Raw genomic sequence first — 17799 nt, forward strand, 5'->3', positions numbered from 1 at the left:
AAAAGCCTACGTAGTAGAAGCGATGGTTGCGTCGTGATTACTGCTGCTCAGATGCGGGCTGCCAGAGCCCTTCTCGGAATCGACCAACGCGAACTGGCCGATCTGGCGGGTGTTTCGGTGCCGACGATCCAGCGCATGGAAGCAAGCGCCGACGTGGTTCGGGGGAATGTCGACTCCCTCATGCGGCTGCTGGCCGCGCTCGACATTGCCGGGATCGAGCTGATCGGCGAGGGGGCGGTCAGCGAAAACGGCGGGCGGGGTGTTCGGCTGAAGGCCGCAACAGAACCTTCCGGAAACGACGGGCCGGGATCGCCCGAACCCACGCATGGAGCGAGGAGGCGCCCATGACGTCGGTGGCGTTGATGCTTTCCTGCGTCGCCGCGCTGCTGGCCACGGTGGTGCTCGCGGCCTTCATCGCCCGGTCCCGCCTCGCCACGCCGGCAATCTACAGCCTGAGCCTTGGCATTTCGGCCATCGCCTTTTCGACAGGCCTCGTGCAGCTCTCGTCACCCGCGGCCGATAGTCCTGCACTCGTGCTCCCCTTCGGCCTGCCCTGGCTCGGGGCACATTTCAGGCTCGATCCGCTGGCCGCCTTCTTTCTCGTCGTCGTCAATCTGGGCGGCGCCTTCGCCAGCCTCTACGGCCTCGGTTACGGACGCCACGAGCATGCGCCCCACCGGGTCCTGCCCTTCTTCCCGGCCTTCCTCGTCGGCATGAACCTGGTGATCCTTTCCGACGACGCATTCACCTTCCTTCTTTCCTGGGAGTTCATGTCGCTGGCCTCCTGGGCGCTGGTGATGGCGCATCACCGCGATGCCGGAAACCGCCGGGCGGGTTATATCTACATCGTCATGGCGAGCTTCGGCACACTCGCCCTGCTGCTCGCCTTCGGCCTCCTGGCCGGGCCTGACGGCGCCTATGGCTTCGCCGCGATGCGGGCCGCACAGCACACCCCGTTCACGACCGGGCTCGTCTTCGTCCTGCTGATGCTCGGCGCCGGCTCGAAAGCCGGCCTTGTGCCGCTGCATGTCTGGCTGCCGCTGGCGCATCCGGCCGCGCCGAGCCACGTTTCGGCCCTGATGAGCGGCGTCATGACCAAGGTCGCCGTCTACGGCGTCATCCGCGTCCTCTTCGACCTCGTCGGCACGCCAGCCTGGTGGTCGAGCCTCGTCGTCCTGCTGATCGGCGGCGGCACCGCCGTTCTCGGCATCCTGCATGCCCTGATGGAGCGCGACCTCAAGCGCATGCTCGCCTACAGCACGATCGAGAATATCGGCGTCGTCTTCGTCGGCCTGGGGCTGGCGCTCGCGTTCAAGGACGCCGGCATGGAACTGGCGGCGGCGCTTGCCATGACCGCCGCGCTCTTCCAAGTGCTCAACCACTCCTTCTTCAAGAGCCTGCTCTTCTTCGGCGCCGGTGCCGTCCTGACCCAGACGGGCGAGCGCGACCTGGAAAAACTCGGCGGCTTGATCCACCGCATGCCGGTCACCGCCTTTGCCTTCCTGGTCGCCTGCGTCGCGATTTCGGCGCTACCGCCCTTCAACGGCTTCGCGTCGGAATGGCTGGTCTTCCAAGCGATCCTGCAAAGCCCCGACCTGCCCCAATGGGCGCTGACTATCCTCGTGCCGGCCGTCGGCGGCTTGCTGGCCCTGTCGGCGGCGGTGGCCGCCGCCTGTTTCGTGCGCGCCTTCGGCATCGCCTTCCTTGGCCAGCCAATAACCGAGGCGTCGGCCGGCGCATCCGAGGCGGACCGTTTTTCGCTAGCGGCCATGGCGATCCTGGCGGCGCTCTGCCTGCTCGCCGGCATCCTGCCCGGGATTGTCATCGACGCTCTATCACCTGTCACAAAGCTTCTCGTCGGCGGCCGTATGCCTGTGCAGACGGACGTGCCATGGCTGTCGATCGTGCCGGTGGCAGAAAGCCGCAGTTCCTATAACGGCCTGCTCGTCTTCCTGTTCATCGGGTTCTCGGCCTGGCTCTCCGCCACGGTCATCCACCGTTTCGCCTCGCGGGCGCTCCGCCGGGCGCCGGTCTGGGACTGCGGCTTCCCTGGGATCGACGCCACGATGCAATATACGGCCGGCAGCTTCGCCCAGCCGGCCCGGCGCGTCTTCGGAACGCTGGTTTTCCGCGCCCGCGAGCGGGTCGACATGCCGCCGCCCGGTGCACTGATCCCCGCCCGTTTCGAACTGGAATTCCACGATCTCGTCTGGGAAGGCCTCTGCCTGCCGGTCGCCGGCGCGGTGGGCTTTGTGGCCGAAAAGCTCAACCATCTGCAGTTCCTGACCATCCGGCGCTATCTGAGCCTCGTCTTCCTCGCGCTCGTCCTCCTGCTTCTGGTGCTGGCGCTATGGTCCTGATCCACCATCTTCTCGTCCAGATCGTCCAAATGGCACTCGTCGTGGCGCTTGCGCCGCTCCTGACCGGCTTCGTCCGCAAGGTGAAGGCGCGGCTCCTGCGCCGACGGGGCGCCTCGGTTCTCCAACCCTATCGCGACCTGACGAGGCTCCTGCGCAAGGAAGCGGTGGTGGCGGAGAACGCCTCCTGGCTGTTTCGCGTGGCGCCCTACCTGATCTTCGCCGCGACTTGGGTTGCCGCCGCGGTCATCCCCACTTTCGCGACAGGCCTCATCTTCAGCTGGACGGTCGATCTGATCGCCATCATCGGCTTGCTTGGCAGCGCCCGTTTCTTCCTGGCACTCGCGGGCATGGATGTCGGCACCAGTTTCGGCGGGATCGGGGCGAGCCGCGAGATGCTGATCGCCACGCTTGCCGAACCGGCAATGCTGCTGATCATCTTTTCGCTGGCGCTCATCGCCGGCTCCACCCAGCTTTCGACGATCGCCGCCTTCATGACGTACCCGCAGGTGGGATTGCGCGTTTCGCTGGCGGTGGCGTTGATCGCCATCATCATGGTCGCGATCGCCGAAAACGCCCGTATCCCGATCGATAACCCGGCGACCCATCTGGAGCTCACCATGGTGCACGAGGCCATGGTGCTTGAATATTCCGGCCGGCATCTGGCGATGATCGAGCTCGCTGCCATGCTGAAGCTGCTGCTCTATCTCTCGATGATCGTCTGCATCTTCGTGCCATGGAACCTCAAGGGACCGGACGCCGGATACGCGGCCTACTTCACAGGCTTCGCCTCCTACCTCGTCAAGCTGATCGTCGGCGGTGCGATGCTCGCCCTGTTCGAGACGGCGACGGCCAAGATGCGGGTCTTCCGGGTGCCGCAGTTCCTCGGCGCGGCGCTGATGCTCGGCCTGCTCGCCACGTTGCTGAGATTCGTATCGAGGAGCTTCTGATGCAGGGACCGGTCTATTTCGACATCGCCCACATGCTCGCCGGCGGCCTCGTCCTGGTCAGCATGATGATGCTCTACCAGGACCGGCTCTATGCGCTGCTCAACGTGTTCGCGCTGCATTCTCTGCTGCTCACCCTTTCGGTTGCCTGGCAGGCCTTCATCCAGGGCGCGCCGCATCTCTACGTCACGGCGGCGATCGCCCTCATTTTCAAGGTCGTCGTCATCCCGGTCGCGCTCCACCACATGATCCGCAAGCTCGGCATCCACCGGGAGATCGAAACGGTGGTCGGCATCGGTGCCACCATGCTGGCCGGCATCGGCCTCGTGGCGCTGTCGATCGTGGTGATGCTGCGGGTGACGCCCGAAGCCGACCCGCTGACCCGCGAGGACCTCGCCTTCGCGCTCTCCGTCCTGCTGCTCGGCCTGCTGATCATGGTGACGCGGCGCAACGCCGTCAGCCAGGTGGTCGGTTTCATGTCGCTCGAAAACGGGCTGGTGCTTGCCGCGGCTGGCGCCAAGGGCATGCCGCTGGTGGTGGAGATCAGCGTCGCCTTCTCGATCCTGATCGCCTTCATCGTCATCGGCGTCTTCCTGTTCCGCATTCGTGAACGGTTCGACACTGTCGACGTCAGGGCGCTCGACGACGTCAGGGGAAGGCGGCGGAAATGAGCGCACCCTCCCTCTTCGCCTTCGATGCGGTCGCCGCCGTTTTGGCGATCCCGGTTGTCGCGGCGGCGCTGCTCGCCCTCATGCCCGGCTACAAGGCGACGGCTCGCATCAACGTGGCGGCCAGCCTGCTGACCTTTGCTGCCGCCCTTTCCCTCTTCGTGACCGAACGGCCGGCTCCGGGACAATACCTGCTCGTCGACGACCTCAACATCGTCTTCATCGTCCTCAACACCTTCGTCGGCTTCACCACCAGCTTGTTCAGCGCCAGCTACATCGCGCACGAGCTGGAAACCGGCCGGCTGACGCCGGCGAACCTGCGTTTCTACCATGCCATGTACCAGGTCATGATGTTCGGCATGAACCTCGCGTTCGTCTCTAACAATATAGGCCTGATGTGGGTGGCGGTGGAACTGGCGACGCTGACGACCGTACTGATGGTCGGCATCTACCGCACCCACGAGGCGCTGGAAGCGGCCTGGAAATATTTCATTCTGGGAAGCGTCGGCATCGCTTTCGCGCTATTCGGCACCATTCTCATCTATCTCGCGGCGCAGCCGGTGATCGGCGAAGGTTATGACGCCATGGTCTGGACCCTTCTCGTCGAGCGGGTCGCGGCCTTCGACCCCGCGCTGCTCAATGTCGCCTTCATCTTCCTGCTGCTCGGTTACGGCACCAAGGTCGGCCTCGCGCCGCTGCACGCCTGGCTGCCGGATGCGCATGCGGAAGGGCCGACGCCGATTTCCGCCGTGCTGTCCGGGCTGCTCTTGAATGTCGCGCTTTATGCCGTGCTGCGCTTCAAGATCCTGCTCGCCGCCAATCCAGAGGCGATCAGCCCCGGGCCGCTGATGATGACGATGGGGCTCACCTCGCTGGTCTTCGCGGCCTTCATGCTCTATCGGCGGCGCGACATCAAGCGCATGTTCGCCTATTCCTCGATCGAGCATATGGGCATCATCGTCTTCGCCTTCGGCCTCGGCGGCCCGCTCGCCAACTTCGCCGGGCTGCTGCACATGGTCATGCATTCGTTGACCAAGTCGGCGATCTTCTTCGCCGTCGGCCATATCGCCCAGATCAAGGGAACCCAGCGGCTTTCGGCGATCCGCGGCCTCACCGAAACCCATCCGGCGCTCGGCTGGGGCCTGGTGATCGGCGTCGCGGCGATCGCCGGTCTGCCGCCCATGGGCGTCTTCATGAGCGAGTTCCTGCTCGTCAGTTCCACCTTCGCAAGGCAGCCTCTGCTCGCCGTGCCTTTGGTCTTCGGGCTGCTGGTCGCGTTCGGAGCCTTGCTGCTACGGCTGACGGGCGTCGCCTTCGGCCAGCCGCGCGGCAGCCGGCAGCCGGCCGACGCCTCCTACCTGCCGATGTATTCCCATCTCCTGCTGGTGCTGATCGCCGGCATCTACCTGCCGCCGCCGCTAGTCGCCTGGTTCCAGCACATCGCCAACCTGCTTCGATGAAGGACCGTTCGTCATGCCGGTACTGATCGATATCGCCCCGGAAGCCCATCTGATCCCGCACCATCGCCCCTGGCCCCGCGCCGTCGCCGGCACGACGGGTTGGACGGCGGCAACCGAAAGCCTTGCGGACGGGCGCCGCATCCTTCTCGGGCTCTGGGGAGAGGCCTCCTGCGTGCACATGGCGCTGCTCGACGAAATTGACGGCACGGCGGGCGTCGTCAGTCTGGAAGGATTGGAAGGCCGCTATCCTTCGGTGGCCCGCCACCATCTTCCCGCTCTGAGGCTCGAGCGGGCGCTCCGCGATTTGACAGGCCTCGAACCGCAGGGCCTGCTCGACACCCGGCCCTGGCTCGACCATGGCCGCTGGAACCTGCGCTTCCCGCTGGGTGAAAAGGCTGCCGCACTTCCGAAAGCCAAAACTTACGAATTCCTGCCGGCTGAAGGCGAAAGCCTGCACCGGATCCCGGTCGGCCCGGTGCATGCCGGAATCATCGAGCCGGGGCATTTCCGCTTCACAGCCAACGGCGAGACGATCGTCCGCCTGGAAGAACGCCTCGGTTACGTCCACAAGGGTATCGAGGGCCTGATGGCGGGCGCCGATCCCGTCCGCGCGGCGGAGCTTGCCGGCCGGACCTCCGGCGACAGCACAGTCGCCTATGCCTATGCCTTCGCGCGGGCGGTCGAGGCAGCGCTCGGGCTCGACATTCCGCCCCGAGCGGTCTGGCTCCGGGCGCTGATGGCTGAGCTGGAACGACTAGCCAACCATCTCGGCGATATCGGCGCCATCTGCAACGACGCCGCCTTCCCCCTGATGCTCGCTCATTGCGGCGCGCTGCGTGAGTGCGTGCTGAGGGCCGCTGATGTCGCTTTCGGCCATCGCCTGATGCGCGACCGTATCGTGCCGGGCGGCGTAGCAGCCGATCTCGATGAAGCCCGCGTGGCAGACCTGCTTACGCTGCTTGCCGAGATCCGCAGAAAGTTTCCGGCACTGGTCGACCTCTACGACAATACCGCGTCTCTGCAGGACCGGATGGTGGACACGGGCATCCTCGTACCCGATCTGGCCCGTCTCTACGGCGCGGGGGGGTATGTCGGGCGCGCGTCGGGCCGCGCTTTCGATGCCCGACGAGCGCTGCCCTATCCGCCTTACGATGCTCTTCGCTTCGATGTACCTGTGCTCAATCAAGGAGACGTCAATGCGCGCGTCTGGATCCGCATCCGTGAGGTCGAGCAAAGCCTCTCGCTCATCGAACAGATACTCGGCCAGCTGCCGCCCGGCCCCATACGGCATCACGTGGCCGGCAATGGGGAGGTGCGCGAAGGCATGGCCGTGGTGGAAGGTTTCCGCGGCGACATTCTTATCTGGCTCAGGCTTGCCGGCAACCGGGTGGAGCGCTGCCATCTGCGCGATCCTTCCTGGTTCCAGTGGCCGTTGCTGGAAGCCGCCATCGAAGGGAACATCGTTGCCGATTTCCCGCTCTGCAACAAATCCTTCAACTGCTCCTATTCCGGCCACGATCTCTGACGGAGGACGACAGCCATGCGCAGGCTCCTTTTCGAAAGCCTTATCCGGCGGCCACTCACGGAAGCGGCCCCGCGACGATCCGATGCGGCAATGCAGGAGCTTGCCGCGGCCATCGACAGAACGGCCCGCCGTTGGCTCGGCCGCAGCCTGTCGATCCGCGCCGTCGACGCAGGCTCCTGCAACGGCTGCGAACTGGAAATGCATGCGCTGAGCAACGTCTTTTACGACATCGAGCGTTTTGGCATCCGCTTCGTCGCATCGCCGCGGCATGCCGATGTGCTGATGGTCACGGGACCGGTGACGCGGAACATGGCCGAAGCGCTGGAACGGACCTACAACGCCACGCCCGGCCCGAAATGGGTCGTGGCGCTCGGCAGCTGCGCCCGTGACGGCGGCTGCTTCGCGGGCAGCTATGCGGTGGTCGGCGGGGTATCCAGGGTCGTGCCGGTGGACTTGCATATCCCCGGCTGCCCACCGCCGCCAGCAGATATCCTGAAGGGGTTGCTGGCCCTCCTCGAACAGGCGGACAAGGGGGCTCGCACTTCGTGAGAAAGAGCGCGGCTGTCTTCATCGCGGGAAAAAGGAACACCTGAGCCATTGGAGAAACGGGACGTTCATGTCCAGGAGGCGGATTTCGACATTCTTCAACTCGACGCCATAGGCGGGGGCGGGCTCGACGATCGCGATGCCGAAGCCGGTCGACGCGAGCTGCAACGCATTGAGAGCAGCATTGGTGTCCACGATGCGCGACGGCCGACCGCCAGCGGAAGGAGACCGCTCGCAAACGCCGGGATCGCGGGGATCTCGATGGGGCCGAACTCAGAGGACGCTATTGTCTTCGCCCGCTCCTTGAGCTGGCCGATCCCGGTCAGAAAACATTCAGCATCGGCATGGAAGGGCGATCGCCTTGGACGTGGGCGTAATGCGCGGGCCATTCCGTTCGAAGAGCGGAAACCCGACCGAAGCCTCCAGTTCCTGACAAGCCGTGTCACCTGGGATTGCGAACGATCCAAAAGGCGCGCCGCAGCGGTGACGCTGCCCGCCGATATGACCGCCGGGCGCAGTCATACTGGTTACGTCCAAACATCTCGCGTTCGTTTCAAGGCTAAATATCACCGTCTGGCGACAGCCATCATCACGCTATATGCTCGGCAGGCTGTCGTGCTTGATAAATCTGGTCAGCTTCGATGCCTGGTGCTCGATCGCATCGATCAATCGCCGGACGGTCGCCGACAGCGGAAGTCCCGTCGCCGTGATCACGCCCCAATGGAACGGAACATGGAAGCTCAGGGGTATGACGGAGACGTCCTTGATCGGCAGCCCGCTCAGGGTGACCGACTCGACGATCGCCACTCCAAGCCCCGCGCGCGCCAGCGAAAGCGAGACATAGGTGGCGTTGCTGTCGATGACGCCGCCCGGCTGGATGCCATGCTCGGCAAATGCGCGATCAATCCGCATCCGCAGCCGGTACGGATTTGCCGAGGCGATCAAGCGGCGGCCGTGCAGATCGGCCGGTTGCAGCATGTCCTTCCCCGCCAGTTCGTCGCCAGCGGCCACGACGGCCACGCATGGCACCTCCCCGATCCAGTGGACGTCGATACCCGGATTGTCGAGTGGCAGGCTGGCGACACCCACATCGGCCGTCCGCGCCAGAACCGCCTGGACGACATTCTCCGAAGCGATGCTCTGCACATGGACATGTTCGGGAAAGAGTTCCTTTGGCAACTCCTGCAACGCCAGCGGGATCACACTCGCGGCGATCGCCGGGATCGATGCAAGTTCCACCGCCTTCGCCTGAGCCGTCTCGATCTGCCGGGCCCTTTCGCTGATGGTGCGCAGCCCGCTGAGGAACAGTTCTGCCTGGGAGAAAAAGGCGACCCCCTGCTCGGTCGGAGCGATCCGCGGTCCGTTGCGATGCAGCACCGGAAAACCCAGTTCCTGCTCCAGTTCCTGGATGAGCCTCGTCACCACCGGCTGGGATTTTCCAAGCGCCTTGGCAGCCCCCGTCATACTGCCGATGGACATCACGGCCACGAAGGCCTCCAATTGCCGCGTATCAAGATATTCCGGAGGCATGGGGTTTCCCGTCTTCACCCTTACGAGTGACATTCCAGCATTCGTCGACGTGGTTGGTATAGCCATCTTACCCTTGGCGGACCAGCCCGGTTCAGAACGGGCGCTTATCGGTGTGAACGGTCGCGCGACCCTTTTCATGCGCCCGCCTTGCTCCAAAGCGCGGTGCGCCTATCGAAAGGGTCGGCGATGACGCGAAAATCCCCGCTATCCATATGCAGCGCCTCCGGCTGCGAGGCAGAATAGCGGGGCCAGTCACCGGCCGGCGACTTCGGCATCTCGTCGCGCATGAAGGAAACCCAGACGTCGTGAACAGCCGCCGCGAAATCCGGCCGCGTGACGGCTTGGCGCGCCGGCAGGTGGCTGGCATCCATGCCGCGCCGGTACCAGACCTCGCCGACTTCGGCGCCGTGCGGCGCTCCGAGTTCGTCTGTCCCGATCGGCCCGTAGAGGTATTTGTAGACGGGCTGGTGGACCGCATGCAGCCGGGCGAAGCGCGTCGCCGGGTTCTGGAAGACCAGATCGCCCCCGACGGCGCGCCAGATGCCGCGCGGAGAATGATCCGGCAACGCACGCCGATAGCGCTCGACGATCCCGGCTCCGGTCAGGCCCATCGGCCGCACGCGTTCGTGCAGCAGGCTTGCGGTGATCTCGAAATCCATGTTCGGCTGCGCCGTTGCATGGGTCACGTATTCGCCGGTCGTGCAGCCGATCATCATCGGCACGGCGATGGCTTCGCCATCCGCTGCGGCGGCTTCCGGGTGTCGCGGAAGCGAGATGCCGTCGATGACCGGGACGAAAGGGACACCCAGCATCGATGCCGAACCGTCCCGCTCGAAGTCATGCCGCTCGTAGGATTCGTTGCAGAGGTCGCGCTGCGCAACGAGCAGGGTCTCGAAGGGCATGTCGTGCAGTTCGGCTTCCGTCACCTGCAGATGGTCGAGCATGCGACGATTGAGCTTCTGCGCATCGTCCATCGTGGAAATGCCGGTGCTCGCTCCGCTTTGCGGCATCGCCCTGGCGAAGAGACCGTGCGCCGCCGGCATGGCCATGACCGCCGCAATCGCGAAGCCACCGGCAGAACGGCCCGCGAAGGTGACGCGCCTCGGGTCACCGCCGAAGGCTTTGATATTGTCGCGAACCCACTGAAGCGCGGCGATCTGGTCGAGCAGGCCGCGGTTGTCCGGCGAACCGTCGTTCAGATGCAGGAAGCCGAGCGCGCCCAGCCGGTAGTTGACGGTGACCTCGACGATGCCACTGGCCGCAAAGGCGCCGCTTTGCAGAACGGCCTCGTTCGCCGAACCGACGGCATAGCCGCCGCCATGGATCCAGACGAGTACCGGAGCGGAACCGGTTACCGACGGCGTCCGGATATTGACCGTCAGGAAGTCCGTGCCGAACTCCAGTTTCGATGCGGCCGCCTTGCCTACGGGACCGTAGGTCGGGATCTGCGGACAGACTGCGCTGAGTGTCTTCGCCGAACGAACGCTGGACCACCGGGGCACCGGCTGCGGCGCCGCAAAGCGCCGCTCCGGCGTGATCGGCGCGGCATAGGGAACTCCGAGAAAGACGTGATATCCGTTTTCTCGAAACCCCTCGACGGGACCGCCCGTTGTTTCGACGATTGTCATGCCGGCCTCATATTGCCCTGCGTAGGCCGACCAATCTTTCGACCGCGACCACGACGCCGATGGAGATCAGGATCAGAATGACGGAAAGCGCGGCGATCTGCGGATCGGTGGAATATTCGAGATAGTGATAAATTTCGGTCGGCAGCGTGGACGCCTTGACCGAGACGATGAAAAGCGAAATCGTCGCCTCGTCGAAGGAGATCAGGAAGGCGATCACGGCGCCGGCGATCAGGCCGGGACGCACCAGCGGCAGGGTGATGCGCCAGAAGACCATGGCCGGAGACGCCCCATGCACCAGCGCCGCCTCTTCCACACGCGTGTCGACAGCCATCAGGCTCATGGTGATCGTTCGTACCGTGTAAGGGATCGTGATGCCGAGATGGGCAAGTACGATGCCGGGATAGCTGTCGAGCAGGCCGATCGGCGCGATCACCAGCATGACGCCGACGGCCAGCACGATATGCGGAACGAGGAAGGGCGCAAGGATGAGGAAATTTACCGCCGCCTTGCCGCGGAACTTGTAGCGCACCAGCGACAATGACAGGAGCATGCCGGCTGAAACCGAGACGATACCAACGATCGCGCCGATCGCCAGGCTCCGCCAGAAGGCCGAGATGAACTTCGCATTCTCGAAGACCTTCACATAGGATCCGAACGAGAAGCTCTCTGGCGGAAAAGCGAGATACTGGCGCGTGTCGAAAGAGATGATGAAGACGATGACGATCGGCGCCAGCAGGAAAAGATAAAGCAGCGTGATCAGCGTGTTCCAGGCGACGCGACCCAGCATCGAGGTGTTCTGCATGGCCGACCTCACACTTCGAGCGCGCGCAACGCACGCTGGTAGAGAAGGATGATGCTGCTGAACAGCACGAGCAGCATGACCGAGAGTGCCGCGGCCAGCGGCCAGTTGAGCGTCACCGTCGCCTCGTTGAAGACTTCCGTGCCGAGAACGAAGACGCGCCCTCCCCCCATCAGGCGCGGCGTCACGAAGGAGGATATCGCCAGCACGAAGACGAGGAGCGCGGCCGTCAGCACGCCGGGCAGGCTGAGTGGCAGGACGATGCGCGTGAACACCCTGAGCCGGTTGGCACCGAGCATCGCGGCCGCCTCCTCCAGTTGAACGTTCAGTCGGCCGAAGCCGCTGAGCATGGCGAGGATCGCATAGGGCATCAGGATTTCGATCAGCGCGACGGTGGCGCCCAGACTGTTGTTGGTGAGACGGATGACGCCATCGGTCAGCGACAGCGCCTGCAGCGTGCTGTTGATGACGCCCCGGTCTCCGAAGATCACCATCCAGCCATAGGTCCGGACGACGGACGACGTCAGCAGAGGTGCCACCGCGAGCGCCGTCAGCACGCCCCGGAAGCGGCTTTGCGTCCGGGCCAGGAACAGCGCGATCGGATAGGACAGAATCACGGCGAAGACCGCGACATTGAAGCCGAGAACCAGCGTATTCCAGGCTACCCGCCAATAGAACGGATCGAACAGAACGGTTGTATAAGCTTCCGATGTCCAGTCGCCGCCGCTCAGCGTCCCCACAGCTGAAGATGCGAATGAGGCACGGAACAGCCATAAGAGCGGCAGCAGGAAAGTGACGACCAGCGCGACGAGGCCGGGCAGAAGCAGCAGCAGCAGGATGCCTCGCGAGGCGGCCGGTGCGCCGGCTGCGGGCGCTGTCACGGCGGCGCTCATGCGGCCTCCCGACCGATCAGGGTCACGTCTTCGGGCGCGACGGTCAGGGTGACCTGATCGCCCTTCTGCGGCAGCACACCCGCATGCGTCGGCAGATCGGCCTGCAGCAGACGGCTGCCGCAGCGCACGCTCAGCGTCAGGATCTGACCGCGATAGACGATGTGCTCGACCACGCCGGTAAAGCTGTTCGGCTGGCCGTGCTCTCCTGCGAGGAGCAGGCGATGGGGCCGGACCATCAGCCTGACCGGCGATCCGACAGCGGCTTCACCGACGAAACGAAGCGGCGGCAGGCCGTCGACGGCTGCCACGCCCGGCCCGGCGACCTTGCCTTCGAAAAAGGTTCCGGCACCGATAAAGGAGGCGACGAAATCGGTCTGCGGTCGGTCGAAGATTTCGCGCGGGGTTCCGATCTGCTCCAGCCTGCCTGCCGACATCACCGCTAGGCGGTCGGCCATCGAAAGCGCCTCGTCCTGGTCGTGGGTGACGAAGATGGCGGTAACGCCGGTGCGTGCCTGGATGTCGCGGATTTCATCACGCATTTCATCACGCAGTTTCGCATCGAGGTTCGACAGCGGCTCGTCGAGCAACAGGAGTTCCGGCTCGATCACCAGCGAACGGGCGATCGCCGCGCGCTGTTGCTGGCCGCCGGAAAGCTGGCTGACCTTGCGCTCGCCAAAACCGGCAAGCTTGACGAGGTCGAGTGCCTTCCTGACGCGCTCCTCGCGCTCGGCCCTGCCGACCTTGCGCATTTCCAGGCCGAAGGAGATGTTTTCCGCGACCGACATATGGGGAAACAGGGCATAGGCCTGGAAGACCATGCCCATGTTCCGCTTGTAGACGGGAATGGAGGAAACGTCCCGGCCATCGAGCCTGATCGCGCCCGACGTTGGGACGATCAGACCGGCGATCATGCGCAGGATCGTCGTCTTGCCGCAGCCGGAGGGCCCGAGCAGGGCCAGCATCTCGCCGCGCGGCAGCGAGAAGCTGACGTGATCCACGGAAGGCTTCTGGGCGCCTGGATAGGTCTTCACGAGATTTTCGATGATGACGTGATGATCAGCCATGACGGCCAGTTCCCTCAAGACAGATCAGTTGAGCGCGATGACTTCGCGGTTGATGCGCTGGATCCAGGCGGAATATTTCTCCGCGACAAAGTTCCAGTCGAGCGACATCTGGGCGGCCTGGGCTTCCTTGGAGCCGTAGATACGCGCGGCAACCGCGTCCGGCAGGGTCACCTTGGTATTGACAGGCCCATAGAAGCTCTTTTCGGCGAACGTCGCCTGTGCCTCGGTGCCCAGCGCATAGTTGATGAAGAGCTGTGCCGCCTCGGCATTCTTGGAGTTTTCGACGAGACCGATCGTATTGGTCTGGCCGATCGAGCCTTCCTTCGGCGCGGCAACAGCAATCTTGCCGCCCTGCGTGTCGTGCAGGTATTGCGCGCGGCCGTTCCAGCAGATGGAAAGGTCGACTTCGCCGCTCTGGACGACCGCGTAGCAATCCGGGGCCGGCTCCCAGGTCGAGACGTTGGGGGCGATTTCCTTGAGCATGTCGATCGCCGGATCGACGGTGTCCTTGTAGTCGGCGCCCTTCAGCTTGTCGAGGATCGGCAGCAGGATGACGCCGCGCGTATCGCCGAGTTTTGCGGCGATCCTGCCCTTGTATTTAGCATCGGTCAGATCGTTCCAGCTTGTCGGCGGCTGCTTCACGCTGTCGGTATTGTAGAGGATCGCCAGATTGTCCTGCGAGAAGGCGACTGCCTTGTCGCCGTCGAGGCGGGACCAGTCCGGCATTTCGGCAAGGCTCGGGACCTTGGCCGGATCAAGCTTGGCGAAAATACCGCTCTTGTTCGCCTTGATGGCGACCGAGACGTCGATCAGGGCCACGTCGATCTTCGGGTCGGCCTGCTGAAGCGTCAAAAGGGCGAGCGTCTCTGCGGAATTCTTGCTCTGCTGGTACGTCACCTCGATGCCGGGATATTTCTCCTTGAAGGCAGCGATGATGAACTTCTGATAGTTGTCGGCGAAAACGCCGGAAAAACCGACGACGTTCACCGTTCCCTTGATCGAGGCATCCTGGGCCTGGGCTGCGCCGGCAAATGCGGCAAGGCCGGCGGCAAGAATGCCGGCGCGGAGGAACATCCGCGAAATTCCGTTTTGCATGCGTATCGTCATGTCCGTCTCTCCAGTTTTAGGCATGGCGTGTGTTCTTATATCCCCATGCAGTTCCCTGATCCCGCAAACGCGGTCTCCCGCTCGATAAGCCGAGGCAATTTCTTCCTACCGACAGTCCATGCCGGAGAAGATCAGGCCATCGGCGTCCAGGCCGCGTCGAGCACGCGCAGCCAATTCCTGCCGAGAAGCTTGAGCACCAGTTCCTCGCTCCAGCCGCGCGCCAGCATGCGGGCCGTCAGGTTCGGCATCTCGGTCATCCGCTGGATTCCCTTCGGCTTCGATATCTTGACCGAGCCGAATTCGGTCAGCGTACGCGCGGTACCCTTGTCCTTGTTGGCCCAGAGCAGCCAGGGACCGGGGCGCGGCCGGTCGAGCGAAAAGTCCGTCCCGATGCCGACATGGTCCTCGCCGACGAGGTCGATCACGTAAGACATGGCATCCAGGTAGTCCTCCACCGTCGCGTCGTTACCGGCGGCAAGGCCCGGCGCGAACAGGCTGATGCCGATCAGGCCGCCCTTTTCGGCGCAGGCGACGAACAGTTCGTCCGGCTTGTTGCGTTTGACGTCCCGCAACGCCCGCGGCAGGATATGCGAAATGCAGACCGGCTTCTTCGAATAGGCGATGACGTCGGCGCTGGTCTTGTCGCCTACATGGCTGAGGTCGCAAAGCACGCCGACGCGGTTCATTTCCGCCACCACCTCCCTGCCGAAGCCGGTGAGCCCGCTGTCGACCTCTTCCAGGTAGCCCGCGCCGGAATAGTTCTGGGTATTGTATGTAAGCTGCATGATGCCGACGCCGAGATCCTTGAAGATCTCCACGTAGTCGAGCTTGTCTTCCAAAGGCGAGGTGTTCTGCCAGCCGATGATGATGCCGGTCTTGCCTTCCGCCTTGGCGGCATGGATATCGGCGACGGTACGGACCGGCCGGATGATGTCGTCGTTCTCGCGCAGGAAGCGCTTCCACTCGGAAACATAACCGATCCCTTCACGGAAATTCTCCCAGAGAAGGGAGGAGACGTTGACGGCCGTCAGGCCGCCGGCGCGCATTTCCTCGAAGATCGACCGGCTCCACTGGCAGGTCTGGAGGCCATCGACGATGATTGCGTCATCATGCAGTTTTCTTGCGTCAGTCATCACGCCGTTTCCTTGCGCATTTCATTGGTCTTGCCGGCCTTCAGGGCGCGGTGGACGAATTCCAGGCGATCCTGCCCCCAGAAAAGTTCCTCGCCGAGGACATAGGTCGGAGTCCCGAAGACACCAAGCCGCTCGGCCTCCGCGAGATTGCCGTGCCACTCGGCGACGATATCGTCCGGCTGCGGATCCACGACGATCCCCGACGCTGCCTCTCCGACCGTTGCCCGCGCAATCTCGCGGAGGGTGGAGAGGTCGGCGATGTCTAGGTCCTCGGCCCAAAGCGCCCGCTGCACGGCGAACGAGAAGGAAATCGCGTCGAGGCCCGCCTTCTGGATCGCGATCACCGCCTGGGCAGCGGGCTCGATCGTGCGGCACGGGTAGAATTTCGGTTTCAGGTTGAGCGGCATGCCGAGATAGTCCCGCCAGCGACGCAGTTCGACCTCGTGGTAAAGCTGGCGTGCATCGGGCCGTTTGCGCAGAGGGATGCCGCCGTTCGCCTCGATGATGCGGATCGGCCTGAGCCGCACGCCCGCGGCATTCTCACGGGCAATCGCGACGGCTCTCTCAGCGCCAAAATAGGCCCATGGCGACGAGATGCCGTAGAAAATCTGAATTTCCGGACGTCGTTCATCCATTGGCAATGCTCATGTCCTCGTCAATATCGGCATCCGTCCATTCGTCGCCCAGAAGTTCCGGCGTATCGAATGCAAGAAAACGGTCGAGATGGTAGGTTCGGTCTTCCAGGAAGAGTGACCGTACAAGACCTGTCGCCAGGCGCACTGCGCCATCGCTGATCGACGGGATCCCGCTGGTGATCTTTCCGTGCGAGGGAACTGCCGGATAGGCAAAGCAGGCAATCCTGGAGATCGAGGCGGCAAGACCACGATCGAGCCCGGGCTTCGGCAGGAACTCGAACCAAGGACCGAGATAGGGCGTCGAACCCACACCTTCATGTTCCCAGCCGACGGGGGGAGTGTAAGCGTCGCGCCAGAGCAGGATCTTGTCGGCAAGCGCGGAGAATTCCGGCCGCTTGCCAAAATCGACCGAAAAGCCCGTCGCGAAGATGACCAGATCGGTCCGGTAACGCCCCTTTGGCGTCACCACGTCCACACCATCGCCGGCTTCGACGAGATCACTGATCGGGCTTGCCAGATGAAAGAAGGCATTGCGATGGCGCGAGACGCGCAGCACGCTGTGGCGCGGCGGGGGGATCTGGGCCCGCTCGCCGGCGACCATATAGGTCCATTTGTCGGCATCAGGCAAGCCGACATAGCCGTGCGTCATGCCCTGACTGCCAACCCCCGTGAACTTGTCAATGCGCGGGATGTCGGCACGGCGCACGAAGATGTCGACGCGCGTGGCGCCCGCCTCTAGGGCGGCTGCGGCATTGTCCATCGCCGACGCGCCGGCACCAACGACAGAAACGCGCTTACCCTTCAAGCAAGCCATGTCGATGAGATCGGCTCCGTGCTTCACGAAACGCGGGTCCACACCCGCGGCGACATCTGGAAGCGCCGGCGCCCCGAGCCCGTCTAGCCCAGTCGCCAGAACCACACGGCGGGCAAGAACCTGCTCCTTCGCTCCGGCCTTTTCGAAGTCCAGAGCTATCAGTCCGTCGTCGCGAAAGCCGATCGCCGTCAGGGCGGTGTCGTTCACCGCGTCGAGATCGAGCACTCGGCGATACCAGACGAGATAGTCCATCCACATCGGGCGGGGAATGAGCCCCAGGTCGAGATAGGCTTGTGCGCCATATTGGGCTTCGAACCACGCCCGGAAGGTCAACGAAGGGATGCCGAGCGCCGGCCCCGCGGCCTCCTTGCGAGTGCGCAGCGTCTCCATCCGCGCATAGGTGACCCAAGGACCCTCCCGCCCTTTCGCAGCGCGGTCGAAGGCGCGGACGTTGCCGACGCCGACCTTCTTCAAAGCGGTAAGCGTCACCAGCCCGCAGAGACCAGCCCCGATTACAGCCACGTCCAGAACCTCGGCGCCTGCGACTTCGGTCCGAGGAAGCCAAGCCTTTGGCGGCTGGTTGAGCCAAAGCAAGTCTAGCGCAAGCCGCTTTTCCAGAGCCTCAAGTGACGCCGGGCGAAGTAGATTGTTTGTTCCCACTTAGTCGTCCCATTATTCTAAAATGAGATTATC

Annotated in this window: 16 protein-coding genes and 1 pseudogene; 7 read left to right on the forward strand and 10 right to left on the reverse strand. The window is 63.9% G+C overall.

Annotated elements, in window-relative coordinates; genetic code table 11:
* The first annotated feature begins 33 nt into the window (after positions 1 to 33).
* From J2857_RS29270 to J2857_RS29300, 7 genes are read left to right on the forward strand one after another with little or no spacing between them, the layout of a single operon-like run.
* The gene (locus J2857_RS29270; protein ID WP_432420190.1) at positions 34 to 348 is read left to right on the forward strand and encodes a helix-turn-helix domain-containing protein; all 315 of its coding nucleotides are present in this window, start codon (positions 34 to 36) and stop codon (positions 346 to 348) included.
* On the forward strand, positions 345 to 2360 hold the full coding sequence (hyfB, locus tag J2857_RS29275) for a hydrogenase 4 subunit B (RefSeq protein ID WP_210013590.1): 2016 nt from the start codon (positions 345 to 347) through the stop codon (positions 2358 to 2360). The genes J2857_RS29270 and hyfB overlap by 4 nt, the downstream gene beginning before the upstream one ends.
* Positions 2351 to 3307 carry a respiratory chain complex I subunit 1 family protein gene (locus tag J2857_RS29280; protein WP_210013591.1) on the forward strand — a complete coding sequence of 319 codons (957 nt, stop codon included), beginning with the start codon at positions 2351 to 2353 and terminating at the stop codon, positions 3305 to 3307. The genes hyfB and J2857_RS29280 overlap by 10 nt, the downstream gene beginning before the upstream one ends.
* The gene (locus tag J2857_RS29285; protein ID WP_210013592.1) at positions 3307 to 3975 is read left to right on the forward strand and encodes a hydrogenase-4 component E; all 669 of its coding nucleotides are present in this window, start codon (positions 3307 to 3309) and stop codon (positions 3973 to 3975) included. Before J2857_RS29280 ends, J2857_RS29285 begins: the two co-directional genes overlap by 1 nt.
* A complete protein-coding gene (locus tag J2857_RS29290) occupies positions 3972 to 5432 on the forward strand; it encodes a hydrogenase 4 subunit F (RefSeq protein WP_210013593.1) in 1461 nt (486 codons plus the stop codon). The genes J2857_RS29285 and J2857_RS29290 overlap by 4 nt, the downstream gene beginning before the upstream one ends.
* Positions 5433 to 5445: 13 nt before the next feature.
* The gene (locus J2857_RS29295; RefSeq protein ID WP_210013594.1) at positions 5446 to 6957 is read left to right on the forward strand and encodes a nickel-dependent hydrogenase large subunit; all 1512 of its coding nucleotides are present in this window, start codon (positions 5446 to 5448) and stop codon (positions 6955 to 6957) included.
* 15 nt (positions 6958 to 6972) lie between these two features.
* On the forward strand, positions 6973 to 7506 hold the full coding sequence (locus J2857_RS29300) for an NADH-quinone oxidoreductase subunit B family protein (protein ID WP_210013595.1): 534 nt from the start codon (positions 6973 to 6975) through the stop codon (positions 7504 to 7506).
* A 54-nt stretch (positions 7507 to 7560) separates the two neighbouring features.
* Here J2857_RS29300 and J2857_RS31165 read toward each other — a convergent pair.
* The 10 genes and pseudogenes from J2857_RS31165 to J2857_RS29350 all read right to left on the reverse strand — a co-directional run.
* Positions 7561 to 8021 (reverse strand): annotated as a pseudogene (locus tag J2857_RS31165) (LysR family transcriptional regulator); the annotation flags it as partial.
* 76 nt (positions 8022 to 8097) lie between these two features.
* Positions 8098 to 9033 carry a LysR family transcriptional regulator gene (locus J2857_RS29310; protein WP_210013597.1) on the reverse strand — a complete coding sequence of 312 codons (936 nt, stop codon included), beginning with the start codon at positions 9031 to 9033 and terminating at the stop codon, positions 8098 to 8100.
* Between the two features lie 134 nt (positions 9034 to 9167).
* Complete coding sequence (locus J2857_RS29315) at positions 9168 to 10661, reverse strand: carboxylesterase/lipase family protein (RefSeq protein ID WP_210013598.1); 1494 nt, start codon at positions 10659 to 10661, stop codon at positions 9168 to 9170.
* 7 nt (positions 10662 to 10668) lie between these two features.
* Entirely contained in the window at positions 10669 to 11463 is a 795-nt protein-coding gene (locus J2857_RS29320; RefSeq protein ID WP_210013599.1) for an ABC transporter permease, read from the reverse strand.
* A gap of 8 nt (positions 11464 to 11471) precedes the next feature.
* Positions 11472 to 12353 (reverse strand): ABC transporter permease, encoded by an 882-nt coding sequence (locus J2857_RS29325; protein WP_210013600.1) that lies wholly within the window; start codon positions 12351 to 12353, stop codon positions 11472 to 11474.
* Positions 12350 to 13417 (reverse strand): ABC transporter ATP-binding protein, encoded by a 1068-nt coding sequence (locus tag J2857_RS29330; protein WP_210013601.1) that lies wholly within the window; start codon positions 13415 to 13417, stop codon positions 12350 to 12352. Before J2857_RS29330 ends, J2857_RS29325 begins: the two co-directional genes overlap by 4 nt.
* A 24-nt stretch (positions 13418 to 13441) precedes the next feature.
* On the reverse strand, positions 13442 to 14524 hold the full coding sequence (locus J2857_RS29335) for an ABC transporter substrate-binding protein (RefSeq protein ID WP_210013602.1): 1083 nt from the start codon (positions 14522 to 14524) through the stop codon (positions 13442 to 13444).
* A 131-nt stretch (positions 14525 to 14655) separates the two neighbouring features.
* On the reverse strand, positions 14656 to 15657 hold the full coding sequence (locus J2857_RS29340) for a dipeptidase (RefSeq protein WP_210013603.1): 1002 nt from the start codon (positions 15655 to 15657) through the stop codon (positions 14656 to 14658).
* Entirely contained in the window at positions 15657 to 16292 is a 636-nt protein-coding gene (locus J2857_RS29345) for a 2-hydroxychromene-2-carboxylate isomerase (RefSeq protein ID WP_210013604.1), read from the reverse strand. Before J2857_RS29345 ends, J2857_RS29340 begins: the two co-directional genes overlap by 1 nt.
* On the reverse strand, positions 16285 to 17766 hold the full coding sequence (locus J2857_RS29350) for a flavin-containing monooxygenase (protein WP_210013605.1): 1482 nt from the start codon (positions 17764 to 17766) through the stop codon (positions 16285 to 16287). The genes J2857_RS29345 and J2857_RS29350 overlap by 8 nt, the downstream gene beginning before the upstream one ends.
* Positions 17767 to 17799 lie beyond the last annotated feature (33 nt).

This window comes from Neorhizobium galegae (assembly GCF_017877055.1).
Classification (GTDB): Bacteria; Pseudomonadota; Alphaproteobacteria; order Rhizobiales; family Rhizobiaceae; genus Neorhizobium; species Neorhizobium galegae_D.

Excerpts from the sequence above, each read along its gene's own strand:
- hyfB (WP_210013590.1), top strand. The coding sequence starts at position 345 with ATGACGTCGGTGGCGTTGATGCTTTCCTGCGTCGCCGCGCTGCTGGCC.
- J2857_RS29280 (WP_210013591.1), top strand. The coding sequence starts at position 2,351 with ATGGTCCTGATCCACCATCTTCTCGTCCAGATCGTCCAAATGGCACTC.
- J2857_RS29285 (WP_210013592.1), top strand. The coding sequence starts at position 3,307 with ATGCAGGGACCGGTCTATTTCGACATCGCCCACATGCTCGCCGGCGGC.
- J2857_RS29290 (WP_210013593.1), top strand. The coding sequence starts at position 3,972 with ATGAGCGCACCCTCCCTCTTCGCCTTCGATGCGGTCGCCGCCGTTTTG.
- J2857_RS29295 (WP_210013594.1), top strand. The coding sequence starts at position 5,446 with ATGCCGGTACTGATCGATATCGCCCCGGAAGCCCATCTGATCCCGCAC.
- J2857_RS29300 (WP_210013595.1), top strand. The coding sequence starts at position 6,973 with ATGCGCAGGCTCCTTTTCGAAAGCCTTATCCGGCGGCCACTCACGGAA.
- J2857_RS29310 (WP_210013597.1), bottom strand. The coding sequence starts at position 9,033 with ATGCCTCCGGAATATCTTGATACGCGGCAATTGGAGGCCTTCGTGGCC.
- J2857_RS29315 (WP_210013598.1), bottom strand. The coding sequence starts at position 10,661 with ATGACAATCGTCGAAACAACGGGCGGTCCCGTCGAGGGGTTTCGAGAA.
- J2857_RS29320 (WP_210013599.1), bottom strand. The coding sequence starts at position 11,463 with ATGCAGAACACCTCGATGCTGGGTCGCGTCGCCTGGAACACGCTGATC.
- J2857_RS29325 (WP_210013600.1), bottom strand. The coding sequence starts at position 12,353 with ATGAGCGCCGCCGTGACAGCGCCCGCAGCCGGCGCACCGGCCGCCTCG.
- J2857_RS29330 (WP_210013601.1), bottom strand. The coding sequence starts at position 13,417 with ATGGCTGATCATCACGTCATCATCGAAAATCTCGTGAAGACCTATCCA.
- J2857_RS29335 (WP_210013602.1), bottom strand. The coding sequence starts at position 14,524 with ATGACGATACGCATGCAAAACGGAATTTCGCGGATGTTCCTCCGCGCC.
- J2857_RS29340 (WP_210013603.1), bottom strand. The coding sequence starts at position 15,657 with ATGACTGACGCAAGAAAACTGCATGATGACGCAATCATCGTCGATGGC.
- J2857_RS29345 (WP_210013604.1), bottom strand. The coding sequence starts at position 16,292 with ATGGATGAACGACGTCCGGAAATTCAGATTTTCTACGGCATCTCGTCG.